At 67.5% G+C, this 15,910-nt stretch carries 12 protein-coding genes; 8 read left to right on the top strand and 4 right to left on the bottom strand.

All coding sequences use genetic code 11. From position 1 onward, the window contains the following. Positions 1–154: 154 nt before the first annotated feature. From BLV60_RS00435 to BLV60_RS00425, 3 genes are read left to right on the top strand one after another with little or no spacing between them, the layout of a single operon-like run. Entirely contained in the window at positions 155–1,627 is a 1,473-nt protein-coding gene (locus BLV60_RS00435; protein ID WP_093048236.1) for an alkaline phosphatase, read from the top strand. A 32-nt stretch (positions 1,628–1,659) separates the two neighbouring features. Continuing rightward, positions 1,660–3,192, top strand: a complete 1,533-nt coding sequence (locus tag BLV60_RS00430) for an alkaline phosphatase (RefSeq protein WP_256216709.1) — start codon at positions 1,660–1,662, stop codon at positions 3,190–3,192. Continuing rightward, entirely contained in the window at positions 3,189–3,902 is a 714-nt protein-coding gene (locus BLV60_RS00425) for a hypothetical protein (RefSeq protein WP_093048234.1), read from the top strand. The genes BLV60_RS00430 and BLV60_RS00425 overlap by 4 nt, the downstream gene beginning before the upstream one ends. Positions 3,903–3,921: 19 nt before the next feature. On the opposite strand, the gene BLV60_RS00420 is transcribed toward BLV60_RS00425, so the two are convergent. Continuing rightward, entirely contained in the window at positions 3,922–4,401 is a 480-nt protein-coding gene (locus BLV60_RS00420) for a cyanophycin metabolism-associated DUF1854 family protein (RefSeq protein WP_093048231.1), read from the bottom strand. Next, complete coding sequence (locus BLV60_RS00415; protein WP_093048228.1) at positions 4,398–6,683, bottom strand: cyanophycin metabolism-associated ABC transporter; 2,286 nt, start codon at positions 6,681–6,683, stop codon at positions 4,398–4,400. The genes BLV60_RS00420 and BLV60_RS00415 overlap by 4 nt, the downstream gene beginning before the upstream one ends. 85 nt (positions 6,684–6,768) lie before the next feature. Here BLV60_RS00415 and cphA (BLV60_RS00410) point away from each other — a divergent pair, with 85 nt between their 5' ends. The 5 genes from cphA (BLV60_RS00410) (at position 6,769) to BLV60_RS00390 (ending at position 13,215) form a co-directional block, all read left to right on the top strand. Continuing rightward, positions 6,769–9,060, top strand: coding sequence for a cyanophycin synthetase (gene cphA, locus BLV60_RS00410; protein WP_093048225.1), 2,292 nt, complete (start codon positions 6,769–6,771; stop codon positions 9,058–9,060). A 58-nt stretch (positions 9,061–9,118) separates the two neighbouring features. Beyond that, a complete protein-coding gene (gene cphA / locus BLV60_RS00405; protein WP_093048222.1) occupies positions 9,119–11,686 on the top strand; it encodes a cyanophycin synthetase in 2,568 nt (855 codons plus the stop codon). 151 nt (positions 11,687–11,837) lie between these two features. Beyond that, positions 11,838–12,248 carry a hypothetical protein gene (locus BLV60_RS00400; RefSeq protein WP_093048219.1) on the top strand — a complete coding sequence of 137 codons (411 nt, stop codon included), beginning with the start codon at positions 11,838–11,840 and terminating at the stop codon, positions 12,246–12,248. A gap of 68 nt (positions 12,249–12,316) precedes the next feature. Beyond that, positions 12,317–12,808 carry a hypothetical protein gene (locus BLV60_RS00395; protein WP_093048216.1) on the top strand — a complete coding sequence of 164 codons (492 nt, stop codon included), beginning with the start codon at positions 12,317–12,319 and terminating at the stop codon, positions 12,806–12,808. 134 nt (positions 12,809–12,942) lie between these two features. Continuing rightward, on the top strand, positions 12,943–13,215 hold the full coding sequence (locus BLV60_RS00390; RefSeq protein ID WP_093048213.1) for a hypothetical protein: 273 nt from the start codon (positions 12,943–12,945) through the stop codon (positions 13,213–13,215). An 18-nt stretch (positions 13,216–13,233) separates the two neighbouring features. Here the strand turns inward: BLV60_RS00390 and BLV60_RS00385 are convergent, their stop codons facing one another. Further along, complete coding sequence (locus BLV60_RS00385) at positions 13,234–14,151, bottom strand: dihydrodipicolinate synthase family protein (protein ID WP_093048210.1); 918 nt, start codon at positions 14,149–14,151, stop codon at positions 13,234–13,236. Positions 14,152–14,160: 9 nt separating this feature from the next. Continuing rightward, the gene (locus BLV60_RS00380; RefSeq protein WP_093048207.1) at positions 14,161–15,909 is read right to left on the bottom strand and encodes an IlvD/Edd family dehydratase; all 1,749 of its coding nucleotides are present in this window, start codon (positions 15,907–15,909) and stop codon (positions 14,161–14,163) included. Position 15,910: the final 1 nt, after the last annotated feature.

Raw genomic sequence — 15,910 nt, 5'->3', positions numbered from 1 at the left:
CGCCGAAGACAGTTCGCGCCTTTATTTCGATAAGAGCGCTGAACTTTCATTCGGCTTTCAACTCGTCACGGCCGGGTCATCTGACGTCTTTAGATTTCACCTCCAGAAATGGTGCACGCCCGGTGCACCGGTCAAACAACCACCCGAGGGAATCATGACCCAACGCTTCATTGCCCCGGCGCTGCTGGGCGCCTCACTACTGCTGTCCGCTTGCGGCGGCAGCAACAACAACGGCGTCGTGTTGCCGTTCATTCCGCCGACGACCAGCCCGCCGCCGGCCGCGCAGGCACCCAAGAACGTCCTGTTCTTCCTCGGCGACGGCATGGGCATCACCACCATGACCGCCGCGCGCATCTACAAGGTCGGCGAAGACGGCGACCTCACGATGGACACGCTGCCCGAGACGGCCTTCGTCCACACCTATTCGAACGACGCGCAGGTAACCGACAGCGCCCCCTCGATGTCGGCCTACATGACCGGCGTGAAGATGAACAACGAAGTCATCTCGATGAGCCCCGAGACCAAGGCCGCCGACGCCTCCGGCAAGGCCTATCAGGTCAATTTCGACAGCACCTGCCCCTCGGGCAACGGCCAGGCCGTTGAAACGCTGCTGGAGCAGAGCAAGGCCAAGGGCTACGCAACCGGCGTGGTGACCACCACCCGCATCACCCACGCCACGCCCGCCGCCACGTACTCGCACGTGTGCCACCGCGACGCGGAAAACACCATCGCCGCCGCGCTCGTGCCGGGCGGCGCGGGCTACAACGGCAAGCTGGGTGACGGCGTCGACGTGTTCTTCGGCGGCGGCACCGACTACTTCATCGCCAAGGAAGCCGGCGGCAAGCGCAACGACAAGCGCGACCTGATCGCCGAGCTGAAGACCGCCAAATACAGCTTCGCCGCCAACAAGACCGAGTTCGACAAGCTGCCGGCCGACGGCGCCACCAAGATCGCCGGCCTCTTCACCAAGAGCCACATGGCCTACGACCTCGACCGCGACGCCACCAAGGAGCCGAGCCTGGCCGAGATGACCGGCAAGGCCATCGACGCGCTGGCCGCGCGCAAGAAGGGCTTCTTCCTGATGGTGGAAGGCGGGCGCATCGACCACGCGCTGCACGCCACCAACGCGCGCCGCGCACTGCAGGACACCGGTGCCTTCGACGACGCCATCAAGCTCGCGCTCGACAAGATGCAGGCCATCGACCCGGGCCTGAAGAACACGCTGGTGGTTGTCACGGCCGACCACGACCACACGCTGCAGCTCAACGGCTATGCCGCGCGCACCGGCAAGACCGAAGCGGGCAAGCCCGGCGTGCTGGGCCTCGTGAAGGACTACGTCGACACCAGCAAGACCAGCAAGGACGTGGATGGCAACCCATACACCATCATCGGTTTCGGCAACGGCCCGCGCCGCCTCGCCACGCGCGGCCCGATCTCCGACGCCGAGCTGGAAAACAAGGACTACCGGCAGGAAGCCGTGGTGCCGATGGATGCGGCCAGCGATTCCGAAACCCATGGCGGTGCCGACGTGTTCCTCGGTGCGCAGGGCCTGGGCGCCGACAACTTCGCCGGCGTGATCACCAACACCGACGTGTTCGGCCTCATCAAGAAGGCGGTCGGCCTGTGAAGGGCAGCGAGCGCTCATCGACGAACACAACCATGAACACGACCATGAACCGCATCACCCGCAACACTCGCCTGGCAGCCGCCCTCGTCTGCGCCGCCGCCGGCACCCTGGCCGGCACCGCGCACGCCGCCGGCGAAGCCAAGAACGTCATCTTCTTCCTAGGCGACGGCATGGGTCCCGTCACGGTGACCGCCGCGCGCATCTACAAGGGCGAAAAGCAACTGGCCGCCAAGCCCGGCTCGCTGGTGAGCCCCGAGCGCGCCAACCTCGTCATGCAGTCGCTGCCGTACGCGGCGCGCGTGAAGACCTTCTCGCTCGACGGCCAGACCACCGACAGCGCGCCCTCCATGGCCGCCTACATGACCGGCGTGAAGATGCGCAACGAGGTGATCTCGATGTCGGGCGACACCACCGCCGTCGACAGCACCGGCAAGCAGTACATCAACGGCGAGGACACGACCTGCCAGCCGACCAACGGCAAGGCCGTCGACACGCTGCTCGAACTCGCCAAGGCCAAGGGCCGCGCGGTGGGTGCGGTGTCGACCACGCGCGTCGGCCATGCCACGCCGGCCACCACCTACTCGCACATCTGCAATCGCAACGGCTACAACACCATCGCCGAGCAGAGCGTGCCGGGCCATGCCAACTACAACCCCAAGCTGCTCGACGGCATCGACGTGCTGATGGGCGGCGGCCAGCGCAACTACCTGCCGGTCGCGACCAACCCCAGCAGCAAGCGCACCGACGGCGCCGACCTGGTGGCTGCAATGAAGGCCAAGGGCTACACCTACGTCGACACCGGCACCAAGCTCAAGACCGTCGATACGGCGGCCACCAGCAAGCTGCTGGGCCTGTTCTCGCAGAGCGAAATGGCCTACGAACTCGACCGCGTGAAGCAGAGCCTTGACCAGCCCAGCCTGTCGGACATGACCGAGAAGGCGCTCGGCGTGCTCAGCAAGAACGACAAGGGCTTCTTCCTGATGGTCGAAGGCGGCCGCATCGACCATGCGCTGCACGGCACCAATGCCAAGCGCGCGCTGGAAGACACGCTGGCCTTCGACGCGGCCATCCAGACCGCGCTCGACTACATGGAGAAGAAGGACCCGGGCCTGAAGAACACGCTGGTGGTGGTCACGGCCGACCATGACCACGCCATTGCCTTCAACGGCTATCCGAAGATCGGCAACCCGATTCTCGGCAAGGTCAACAGCTACTCCGACGGCAAGCTGGCAAAGGCGACCGATGGCAAGCCCTACACCACGCTGGTGTTCGGCAACGGCGGTCGGCCCAACGCAACGGGCTCCAGCCAGGTCAACGCGGAAGACGGCAACAAGCCGTGGATCGCACCGGCCCGTGCGACTTCGCGCGATGACCAGACCGCGATGGACACCGAGGACGACAACTTCCTGCAGGAAGTCGGCATCAATCTCGGCACGCCCGGCGCGGAAACCCATGGCGGCGGCGACGTGATGCTGTTCGCCGGCGGCGCGGGCTCGAAGATCTTCAAGGGCACCGTGGAGAACATCAAGGTGTTCAACAAGGTCAAAGAGGCGGCAGGTCTGTGAGCGTTCCCTCGACGCTCAAGACGCTGCTGGCGGCTGCGGCCCTCGCAGCGATTCCGCTGGCAGCCAGCGCCGCGGGTGACGCCGCTGCACCCGACCAGAACCTGCGCATCCAGCACCATGTGCTGACGATCGGCAAGGACGGCGTTCAGCGCGAAAGCCGCTACGCCGACCTGATGTTCCGCCGCGCAGGCACGGTGTGGATCGAACGCGAGTTGCCCCCTGCACTGCGCGCCGACCACGACCACGAGGCCAGCGAAGGCAAGGTGCACATCGGCCACTCGCATGCCGACAACACCGCGGCGCCACTGTGGCTGCGCCGCGATGCAGCCGGCAAGGTGCAGGTGGGTATGGTGCTGCGCCAGCAGCGCAAGCTGATCGAAGTCGACAAGGCCAACTACGGCAACGTGGGCTACGGCGGCTCTTGGGCAAATGCCTACTGGCTGGTCGACCCCGCCAGCCTGCCGCACATGAAGGCGCTGGGCACGGCCGGCAACAAGGGCGTGCAGCGCTACGAGGTGCAGCAGGGCGAGAGCACTCTGCGCATCGACTGGGACGTGGCTGGCCGCTACGCCCGCAAGATCGAGCAGCGCAATGCGCACGGCACCTCGCTCAACGTGATGACGGCTTCGGCCATCCCGGCGCCGAAGACGCTGCCATGGCAGATCGCCGACGCCTATGAGCGCGGCGAGTACTCCGACCTGCTGGACTGATCGAACCGGGCCGGGCGCCTCAGAGGAAGCGCTCGAGCAGCTTGCGCGAGGCCCGGTCGAGCGTCTTCACGTCGGGAATGCGGAACTGCACGCCGTGCGCGCTCGCAATGAGCAGCGCACCGCCTTCGAGCCGGCGGATGTCTTCCTCGGCCTTCAGCACGAAGGTGGTGTCGCCGCGGTCGGTGCTGACGGTCCAGGTGCTGGGCACGCCGAAGCTCGACACGCCGTGCAGGCGCAGCAGCGTGGGCGCGAAGTCGCGCACTGCGAGCTCTTCTTCAAGCAGCGTCCTGGCCTGCGCCGGCAGTTGATCGACGCTGTCGATCCAGACCAGTTCGCGCCCTTCGCTGCCGACCACCGAAATGCCATGGCCGGGCGCGCTCAGCGGAAAGGCCCGCACAGGCACGACGCCCACATGGCGCTCGCCCTGCGCGTCGGTCAGTACCAGGCGGCCGAAGGCATCGCGTTCGAGTTCGAAAGATGGGGTGTTGTGCTCGGTCATGCGTCCCCCGCCGGATGGGCTGCGTGGCTGATGGCCAGCGGCGCCTGCGCGTTGGCGCGCTCGTCGGCGGCTCCTTCGCTCGCGTCGTCGTCGCCCTGGCGCAGTTGCGCCTGGTAGAGCCGCCAGTAGGCGCCCTGCTTCGCCATCAAGGCGTCGTGCGGTCCCACTTCGACCACCTCGCCACGATCCATGACCACGAGCCGGTCGGCCTTGCGCAGCGTCGACAGGCGGTGCGCGATGGCGATGGTGGTGCGGCCCTGCACGAGGTTGTCGAGCGCCTTCTGGATTTCCTTCTCGGTTTCGGTGTCCACGGCCGAGGTCGCCTCGTCGAGGATCAGGATGCGCGGGTCGATCAGCAGCGCGCGCGCAATGCTGATGCGCTGGCGCTCGCCGCCCGACAGCCCCTGCCCGCGCTCGCCGACCAGCGAGTCGTAGCCGTGCTGCAGCCGCAGGATGAAGTCGTGCGCGTGGGCCGCACGGGCCGCGGCGACGACTTCTTCGCGCGTGGCGTCGGGCTTGCCGTAGGCGATGTTTTGCGCGATGGTGCCGAAGAACAGGAAAGGCTCCTGCAGCACCAGCCCCACGTGGCGCCGGTAGTCGGCCACGGCGAAGCGGCGGATGTCGGTGCCATCGACCTTGATGGCGCCGTCAGTCACGTCGTAGAAGCGGCAGATCAGGTTGACCAGCGTGCTCTTGCCCGAGCCGCTGTGGCCCACGAGGCCGATCATCTCGCCGGGCTCGATCACCAGGTCGAGGTCGTGGATCACCGCGCGCGAGCCGTAGCGAAAGCCCAGCCCGCTCATCTCGATGCGGCCCTGCACCCGCTCCACCTTCACCGGGTTGGCCGGCTCGGGCACGTTGCTCACGTGGTCGAGGATGTCGAAGATGCGCTTGGCGCCGGCCGCGGCCTTCTGCGTGACCGAGACGATGCGGCTCATCGAGTCGAGTCGCGTGTAGAAGCGGCCGATGTAGGCGATGAAGGCGGTGAGCACACCCACCGTGATGCTGCCGCGCGCCACCTGCCAGATGCCGAAGGCCCAGACCACAAGCAGGCCGATTTCGGTCAGCAGCGACACGGTCGGCGTGAACAGCGACCAGGTGCGGTTGAGCTTGTCGTTCACCTGCAGGTTGTAGGCGTTGGCAATGCGAAAGCGCTCGGCTTCGCGGCGCTCCTGCGCGAAGGCCTTGACCACGCGGATGCCGGGAATGGTGTCGGCCAGCACGTTCGTCACCTCGGACCAGACGCGGTCGATCTTCTCGAAGCCGGTGCGCAGGCGGTCGCGCACGACGTGGATCATCCAGGCGATGAAGGGCAGTGGCACCAGCGTGACCACGGCCAGCAGCGGGTTGATGGAAAACAGGATGGCCGCGGTCATCACGATCATCAGCACGTCGTTGGCGAAATCGAGCGCGTGCAAAGACAGGAAAACGTTGATGCGGTCGGTTTCCGAGCCGATGCGCGCCATCAGGTCGCCGGTACGCTTGCCGCCGAAATAGTCCAGCGGCAGGGTCAGCAGGTGTTCGTAAGTGGTGGTGCGCAGGTCGGCGCCGATGCGCTCGGACACCAGCGCCAGCAGGTAGGTGCGCGCCCAGCCCAGCCCCCAGCCGACCAGCGCCGCGATCAGCAGGCCGCCCAGGTACAGGCCCACGCGCATGGTGTCGATCTTCTGCCCGTTCTGGAACGGAATCAGGATGTCGTCCATCAGCGGGATGGTCAGGTACGGCGGCACCAGGGTGGCGGCGGTGGAGATCAGGGTCAGCAGAAACCCTGCAATCAGCTGCTTGCGGTAGGGCTTGGCGAAGCGGCCCAGGCGCAGCAGTACCCAGGTCGAGGGGGGGGTCTGGAGCTCGGTGTCGGCGGGTTCGTCGCCATCGGCGACCTCGATGACTTTGGGTGTCTCCTTGGCGACACCAGCCATGCGCTGGCCGAAAAGCTTGAGCAGCCGCAGGGCCGCGGCCTGCCCGGCCAGGGTGTAGCGCCAGCGGCCCAACCGGCCTGCAGGCCCCGTCAGATCTAGTGTTCCGACGCCTGAGTGGTCGGACAGGCGCAGTTCGAGGGCCGCGTCTGTTAGTGGCCACTCACGCCATTCGCCGCCCGGTTCGAGCGCGATCAGCCTCTGGTCAGTCAGGGCCACTAGGGCGGAAGCGAAGCGAAGTTGGTCGTCGAGGTCAACCGACAGTATTACCAGAACGTTTTCCGCGACTGCGAGCCGGTTTTTCAGCGCGTCTGAAGCCGCCTCTGTTTCGCCCTCCCGGGTGCCGACTGGATCGTGATGTTGCATTGTGTTTCTTTGACTCTTGCCCGTCGCGGGCCGCATGGACCGCGTCATGGCGCCCTTCGTCGGGCGCCGATTCTGACTGATCGCCATGGGCGCGCTTGAAGGCGCCGTGGTGCTCGGCCAAAGCACATCGAACGTTTGCATGACCCGTTTCGACGACATCCGACTGCTGCGCATCAACTATTTGCGCGGCCCCAACCTCTGGACCTACCGTCCGGTGCTCGAAGTCTGGCTCGATCTGGGCCAACTGGAAGATTACCCCTCCAACAAGATCGACGGTTTCACCGACCGCCTGACCGGCCTGCTGCCGGCGCTCATCGAGCACCATTGCGGCGTGGGCGAGCGCGGCGGCTTCATCCAGCGCCTGACCGAAGGCACCTGGTCGGGCCACGTGCTCGAACACGTCGTCATCGAACTGCTGAACCTGGCCGGCATGCCGACCGGCTTCGGGCAAACCCGCAGCACCTCGGAGCACGGCGTCTACCGCATGGTGTTCCGCGCGCGTGACGAGCAGGTCGCCCGCGTGGCGCTGGCCGAGGGCCACCGTCTGCTGATGGCGGCCATCAACAACGACCCGTTCACCGCCGCCGACGTGCAGAAGGCGGTCGACGCGGTCAAGGCCAAGGTGGAAGACTGCTACCTCGGCCCGAGCACCGCCGCCATCGTGGCCGCCGCCACCGACCGCGGCATTCCGCACATGCGCCTGAACAGCGGCAATCTGGTGCAGTTGGGCTACGGCGCCAACCAGCAGCGCATCTGGACCGCCGAAACCGACTACACCAGCGCCATCGGCGAATCGATCGCCAGCGACAAGGAACTGACCAAGTCCCTGCTCGCAAGCTGCGGCGTGCCCGTGCCCGAAGGCCAGGTGGTCGCCAATGCCGAAGAAGCCTGGGAAGCCGCCGAGGACATCGGCCTGCCGGTGGTCGTGAAACCCTCCGACGCCAACCACGGCCGCGGCGTGTCGCTCGAACTGACGACGCGCGAAGAAGTCTTTGCCGCCTTCGCGGTCGCCGAGCCCGAGGGCAGCGACGTGATGGTCGAGCGCTTCATCCGCGGCCACGAACACCGCCTGCTGGTGGTGGGCGGCGAGGTGGTGGCGGCCGCGCGCGGCGAGATCATCACCGTGACCGGCGACGGCCAGGCCACGGTGCGCGAACTGATCGAGAAACAGCTCAACAGCGACCCGCGCCGCGGCGCCGAAGAAGAGTTTCCGCTCGACGTGATCGTGATCGACACCGACGCCAAGCTGCAGCTCGAACTCAAGCGCCAGGAACTGGACGCCAACGCCGTGCCCGCAGCCGGCCGCGTGGTCACGATCCAGCGCAACGGCAACATGGCCAACGACTGCACCGACCAGGTCCACCCCGAAGTCGCGCACGCCGCCGTGCTGGCCGCGCGCGTGGTGGGCCTCGACATCGCCGGCATCGACCTCGTGGCGCAAGACATTTCCAAGCCGCTGGGCCCGCAGCGCGGCGCGATCGTCGAAGTCAACGCCGGCCCCGGCCTGCTGATGCACCTGAAGCCGGCCGTCGGTTCGCCGCGCCCGGTGGGCCGCGCCATCTGCGACCACCTGTTCCCCAACGACGCACCCGGGCGCATTCCCGTGGTCGGCGTGGCCGGCTCGCGCGACACCGCCGTGCTGGCGCGCCTCGTGGCCTGGCTGATCGGCCTGGGCGGACGCCACACCGGCCTCGCCTGCCGCGACGGCCTGTTCCTCGAACGCCGCCGCGTCGATGCACGCGACAGCGCCAACTGGGACGCCGGCCACCGCCTGCTCGTGAACCGCGCCGTGCAGGCCGTGGTGATCGAGAACGGCGCCGAAACCATCCTGCGCGACGGCCTTTCTTATGACCGCTGCGAAGTCGGCATCGTCACCGACCTCGAAGGCTCTGAAACGCTGGCCGACTACGACATCACCGAGAGCGACCAGATGGTCAAGGTGCTGCGCACGCAGGTCGACGTGGTGCTGTCCGAAGGCACCGCCGTGCTGAACGCGGCCGACCCGCGCGTAGCCGGCCTCGCGCCGCTGTGCGATGGCGCCGTCATCCTGTATTCGGCCGACTCGCAGGCCGCCGACCTCACCGCGCACCAGACCGCCGGCGGCAAGGCCGTGCTGGTGCGGCAAGACCGCGTGGTGCTGGCCAACGGCAGCAGCGAATCGTTCCTGCCGGGCCTCGGCCGGCTGACCGTGTGGCGCGCCACCCATGCCGGCGTGAGCCTCGAAAGCCTGCTGGCCGCCGTGGCCGCGGCCTGGGCCATGGGCATTCCGCTGAACCTGATCGGCGCCGGCGTGGAGGCCTTCGAGGCCGACCTGCAGGCGGCGCTGGCCTCGCTGCAGCTGTCTCAGACCCAGCCCCTCCAAACCCAATTCGCCTGAGCGTTGCACCCGCATCGCCTCGCTCCCGCCTCGTCAAGACCGTAGCCCTCGCAGCCCCATGAAAGTCACCCGCATCCGAGCCCTTCGCGGGCCCAATCTCTGGAGCCGCCACACCGCCATCGAGGCAGTCGTGGCCTGCGAAGGCGACGAGAACGCCATCAGCAAGCTGGCCGGTTTCGAGGCGCGCCTGCGTGCGCGCTTCCCCACCATCGGCGAGCTGCACCCGATGGTGCTGGGCCAGCCGCTGGCGCTGGCCCACGTGCTCGAGAACGCCGCCGTGGCGCTGCAGGCCCAGGCCGGCTGCGCAGTCAACTTCGGCCACACCTCGCAAACCGTGGAAGACGGCGTCTACCAGGTCGTGTTCCAGTACAGCGAAGAAGCCGTCGGCCGCCGCGCGATCGAAGTGGCCGAGCAGCTCATCGCCGCCGCCCTGACCGACACCGCCTTCGACGCCAACGCCGCCATCACCGAGTTGCGCGACCTCGACGAATCCGAGCGCCTGGGCCCGAGCACCGGCTCCATCGTCGATGCCGCCGTGGCACGCGGTATTCCGTACCGCCGGCTCACCAGCGGCAGCCTCGTGCAATTCGGCTGGGGTTCGAAACAGCGCCGCATCCAGGCCGCTGAGGTCGACAGCACCAGCGGCGTGGCCGAATCGATCGCGCAAGACAAGGAACTGACCAAGCAGCTGCTCAACGCCGCTGGCGTGCCCGTTCCGCTGGGCCGGCCCGTGAGCAGCGCCGAAGACGGCTGGGCCGCCGCCAACGAGATCGGCCTGCCGGTCGTGGTGAAGCCGCAGGACGGCAACCAGGGCAAGGGCGTCACGGTCAACATCAACTCGCGCGAAGAACTGTTCGCGGCCTACGACTCGGCCGCCGCCTACGGCGAGGTGATGGTCGAGAAGTTTCTCCCCGGTTTCGACTTCCGCCTGCTGGTGGTGGGCGACCGCCTCGTGGCCGCCGCGCGGCGCGACCCGCCGCAGGTGATCGGCGACGGCAGCTCCACGGTGCGCCAGCTGGTCGATACCGTGAACCTCGACCCGCGCCGCGGCGAGGGCCATGCCACCTCGCTCACCAAGATCCGCCTCGACGACATCGCCATCGGCCGGCTCGAAGCCCAGGGCCTCGCGCCCGACAGCGTGCCCGCGCGCGGCCAGCGCGTGGTGCTGCGCAACAACGCGAACCTTTCCACCGGCGGCACCGCCACCGACGTGACCGACACCGTGCACCCTGAAGTTGCGGCGCGCGCCGTCGATGCGGCACAGATGGTCGGCCTGCACATCTGCGGCGTCGACATGGTGTGCGAGAACGTGCTGCGCCCGCTCGAAGAGCAGCACGGCGGCGTGGTCGAAGTGAATGCCGCGCCCGGCCTTCGCATGCACATCTCGCCTTCGTTCGGCCGCGGCCGCGCGGTCGGCGAAGCGGTGATGGACACCCTCTTCGCCCATGGCGACGACGGCCGCATTCCCGTGGTTGCCGTCACCGGCACCAACGGCAAGACCACCACCGCGCGCCTCATCAACCATCTGCTCGCGTCGAGCGGCCTGCGCACCGGCATGACCAACACCGACGGCGTGTACGTCGACGGCCGCCAGACCGACAGCGGCGACTGCAGCGGCCCCAAGAGCGCGCGCAACGTGCTGATGCACCCCGACGTGGATGCGGCCGTGTTCGAAGTGGCCCGCGGCGGCGTGCTGCGCGAAGGCCTCGGCTTCGACCGCTGCCAGGTGGCCGTGGTCACCAACATCGGCAGCGGCGACCACCTGGGCCTGAACTACATCACCACCGTCGAAGACCTCGCGGTGCTCAAGCGCGTGATCGTGCGCAACGTGGCGGCCGACGGCTACGCGGTGCTCAACGCAGCCGACCCGAACGTCGCTGCCATGGCGGCCGGCTGCCCCGGCCACGTGATCTTCTTCACCGCCGACCGCATGCACCCGGTCATGGCCACGCACCGCGCGCAAGGCAAGCGCACCGTGTACGTCGACCAGGACACGCTGGTCGCAGCCGAGGGCTCGTGGCGCGAACGCATCGCTCTGCGCGACGTGCCCATCACACGCGGCGGCACCATCGGCTTCCAGGTCGACAACGTCATGGCCTCCGTGGCCGCGGCCTGGGCCGTGGGCCTCGACTGGGACACCATCCGCAGCGGCCTTGCGAGCTTCATGAACGACGCGGCCGGCGTGCCCGGGCGCTTCAACGTCATGGACTACCGCGGCGCCACCGTGATCGCCGACTACGGCCACAACACCGACGCCATGCGCGCACTGGTGTCTGCCGTGGACACGATGCCCGCGAAGAAGCGCTCGGTGGTGATCAGCGGCGCGGGCGACCGGCGCGATTCGGACATCCGCGACCAGACGGCCATCCTCGGCCAGGCGTTCGACGATGTGATCCTTTATCAGGATGCGGCGCAACGCGGCCGCGCCGACGGCGAAGTCATGGCGCTGCTGCGCCAGGGCCTGCAGGGCGCGGCTCGCACGCGCTATATCGACGAGATCCGCGGCGAGTTCGTGGCAATCGATACGGCATTGGCGCGGCTACAGCCCGGCGACCTGTCCTTGATCCTTGTCGACCAGGTCGAGGAAGCGCTCGCTCACCTGGCACAGCGCATCGCAGCGGGCTGAAGCCCCGCTTGCCGGACACGTCCCACATGCAGGGGCGCGTCCGGCCCAGTCCATGGGTGCGGCTGTCCCACAGACCGCAGGCCCCGACCGGCACCAGACTGTGGCTCCGGTCACGCACCTCCCGGAGGGCGTGGCTTCACCAGGAGCCCGCATGACAACAACAGTTCGTTCGATCCTCTCTGCCACGGCCCTTTTCGCCGCCAGTGGTTTCATCGTTTTCGGCGCACAGACGGCCAGCGCACAGGCACCGGGCTCCGACGCCCGCATGCAAAAGGAACGCGCCACCTGCGACGGCGTGCAGCAGGATCGCGCCGCATGCCTGCGCGAAGCCGGCGCCGCCCGCCAGGAAGCCGGACGCAGCGGCCTCACCAGCCCCAGCCCCGCCCGCGAGCAGGTCAACGCCCTCGCCCGCTGCAGCGAACTACCCGCCGTCGAACAGCCCGACTGCGAAGCCCGCATCAAGGGGGGAGCACGCACCACCACCGAAGGCAGCGTGATGGGTGGCGGCGTGATCCGCGAAACCGTGACGCCCCTGCCGCCGCAGACCCTGCCGGCACGTTGACTGAACCCGGCCTCCTGCGGGAGGTCGAACATTTCCCTGGTTTTTCAGCTCGCTTCAAGGAGTCATCCATGAAAAGCACTACTCGCAACACTCGTTCAATGCTCTTCGCCGTGCTCGCCGTTGGCGCTCTGGCGGCCTCCACCGCTGTCTCGGCCGCGTCGCCGCGCCGTGGTGAAGCGCCCGGTATCTACCAGCAGGAACTGGCCGTCTGCGGCCACAACCAGCAAGACCGCGCTGCCTGCATCCGCGAAGCCGGCGCCGCACGCCAGGCAGCCGCCCAGGGCGGCCTGACCAGCGCACCCGACTACCGCGCCAATGCGCTCGCGCGCTGCGGCCTGCAGCAGCAGCCGGATGACCGCGCCGCCTGCGAGGCCCGCGTGCTGGGCAGCATGGGCAACACCCAGGCCAACGTCGACGGCAGCGTGATGGGCGGTGGCGTGATCCGCGAATCGGTCACCACCATCGTGATGCCCGCGCCGGCCATGGCACCGGAGCCGATGCCCATGCCTCGGCCGATGCCTCGCCCGATGCCCCAACCGATGCCCGCGCCCCTGCGCTGAGTGAGCTTTGCACCGGAGGCGTCGCCAACCCGCGCGGTGGGCTGGCGATGCCCCTACTGTCACAGTACTGTCACAAAAGGCAGTTGCACGCTAGCTATAGTTCTCGGTCCCTGCCTACCGAGGAATCCTTTCCCATGAATGCCATCAAGGTCGCTCGCCGATTCATCGAAACGGACCCGGCCAACGAATCGGCCAAGATCCTGGCCCAACTCGTGTTGGCTCTAGAGTCCGAACGCAGCTTCGAACTGGTCACGCTTTACAACCTCGACTACAAGAGCTTCCAGCTCGCAATGGACATCCTGAAGGAATGGCGGCTCGACCGCTACTACGCCAGCAAGTCCAAGCTGTTCGATCTGTCGCTGCAGGTCAGCGAACTCGAAAAGAACAGCAGCACCCCCGAGGCCTGAGCGGCCTCTTTCCCGTCCCTACTTCCCCCAGCGCAGCACCATCGGATCGAGCCGCTTCGCGGTTTCGATCAGGCCGGCACGCGTGTCGGGGTGCATCGCCGGCAGCGGGTGACGCGGCGCTTCGCAGGCGATCACCCCGCCCTCCTTCATCAGCGATTTGCAAGCCAGCAGGCCCGCCTGCCGGTTTTCGTAGTTGATCAGCGGCAGCCACTGCTGGTACAGCGCGAAGGCCTTGTCGCGGTCGCCTGAACGGTGCGCCTCGATGATCGGCCGGATGCCGTCCGGGTAGCCGCCACCGGTCATCGACCCGGTCGCGCCGGCGTCGAGGTCGGGCATCAGCGTGATGGCTTCTTCGCCGTCCCACGGGCCTTCGATGGCGTCTCCGCCCAGGCGGATCAGTTCGCGCAGCTTCGCGGCCGCGCCGGCGGTCTCGATCTTGAAATACGCGACGTGCTCGATCTCCTTGGCCATGCGCGCGAGGAACGGCGCCGACAGCACCGTGCCGCTGGCCGGCGCGTCCTGGATCATGATCGGAATGCCCACCGCGTCCGACAGCCCCGCATAGAACTCGAAGATCTGCGGCTCCGGTACGCGGAAAGTCGCGCCGTGGTACGGCGGCATCACCATCAGCATCGCGGCGCCCATGTCCTGTGCACGGCGGCTGCGTTCGGCGCACACCTTGGTGCTGTAGTGCGTGGTGGTCACGATCACCGGCACGCGGCCTTTCACGTGTTCGAGGATGGTTCGCGTGAGCACTTCGCGCTCTTCGTCGGACAGCACGAACTGCTCCGAGAAATTGGCGAGGATGCACAGGCCGTCCGAGCCCGCGTCGATCATGAAATCGACGCAACGCTTCTGGCTTTCGAGGTCGAGCGCGCCCTGTTCGGTGAAGGTGGTGGGCACCACCGGGAAAATGCCGCGGTATCTGGGTGTCATGACGATGAATCAGTGTGAGTGGCGGGGAACGGCCGAGCCTCTGCAGCCGACCAGAAAATCGAAGTCGCAGCCTTCGTCGGCCTGCAGCACGTGGTTGACGTAGAGCTTCTGGTAGCCGCCGCCGCGCGTGCTCATCGGCTGCACATCGGAAGCAGACAGCGAAGCCAGGCGCGACGCCAGCTCTTCGTCGCTGATGTCGAGATGCAAGCGCCCCGCATCGCAATCGAGCTCGATCCAGTCGCCGTCGCGCACCGCCGCGAGCGGCCCGCCGTCCGCCGCCTCGGGCGCAACGTGCAACACCACGGTGCCATAGGCCGTGCCGCTCATGCGCGCGTCCGAGATGCGCACCATGTCCTTGATGCCCTGGCGCAGCAGCTTCGGCGGCAACCCCATGTTGCCGACCTCGGCCATGCCGGGGTAGCCCTTGGGACCGCAGTTCTTCATCACGAGGATCGAGCTGGCATCGACGTCGAGGTCTTCATCGACGATGCGCGCCTTGTAGTGCTCCAGGTTCTCGAACACCACCGCCTTGCCGCGGTGCTTCAGCAGCTCCGGCGTCGCGGCCGAGGGCTTGAGCACCGCGCCGCGCGGCGACAGGTTGCCGCGCAGGATGCGGATGCCGCCATCGGCAATCAGCGGATTGCTCAGTGGGCGGATCACTTCGTCGTCGAGACAGGGCGCCTCGCGCACGTTGTCCCAGATCGAGTGGCCATTGACGGTGAGCGCATCGGGGTGCGGCAGCAAACCGTTCTCGCCGAGCCGGCGCAGCACCGCAGGCAAACCGCCGGCGTAATAGAACTCTTCCATCAGGAAGCGCCCCGAAGGCATCAGGTCGACGATGGTCGGCGTGTTGCTGCCGATGCGCGTCCAGTCTTCCAGCTCCAGATCGACGCCGATGCGCCCTGCGATCGCCTTCAGGTGAATCACCGCATTGGTCGATCCGCCGATGGCCGCATTCACGCGGATCGCATTCTCGAAAGCCTCGCGGGTGAGGATCTTCGACAGCGTGAGCCCCTCCTTCGCCATCTGCACCGCGCGCATGCCCGACATCTGCGCGAGCACATAGCGCCGCGCATCGACGGCCGGAATGGCAGCGTTGTGCGGCAGCGAAGTGCCCAGCGCCTCGGCCATGCAGGCCATGGTCGAGGCCGTGCCCATGGTGTTGCAGGTGCCCGCCGAGCGCGACATGCCGCCTTCGGCCGAGAGAAACTGGTGCAGGTTGATCTCGCCCGCCTTCAGCGATTCATGCAGCTGCCACACGGCCGTGCCCGAGCCGATGTTCTTGCCTTCGAGCTTGCCGTTGAGCATCGGTCCGCCCGTGACCACGATGGCCGGGATGTCGCAGCTCGCCGCGCCCATCAGCAGCGCGGGCGTGGTCTTGTCGCAGCCCGTGAGCAGCACCACCGCATCGACCGGGTTGCCGCGGATGGCTTCTTCCACGTCCATGCTCGCGAGGTTGCGCGTGAGCATCGCGGTGGGCCGCAGGTTCGACTCGCCGTTGGAGAACACCGGAAATTCGACTGGAAAGCCGCCCGCCTCCGAGATGCCGCGCTTCACGTGCTCGGCGATCTTGCGGAAGTGTGCGTTGCACGGCGTGAGCTCCGACCAGGTGTTGCAGATGCCGATGATCGGCCGGCCATCGAACTCGTGGTCCGGAATGCCCTGGTTCTTCATCCAGCTTCGGTACATGAAGCCGTTCTTGTCGGCCGACCCGAACCATTCGGTCGAGCGCAGTTTCTTCGGAGGGGTGTCCGGCATG

Origin of the sequence: Variovorax sp. YR634 (genome assembly GCF_900106655.1) — a bacterium.
Classification (GTDB): domain Bacteria; phylum Pseudomonadota; class Gammaproteobacteria; order Burkholderiales; family Burkholderiaceae_C; genus Variovorax.
Note: the sequence above shows the minus strand (reverse complement) of the source record. Positions and strands in the feature narration are given on the sequence as shown.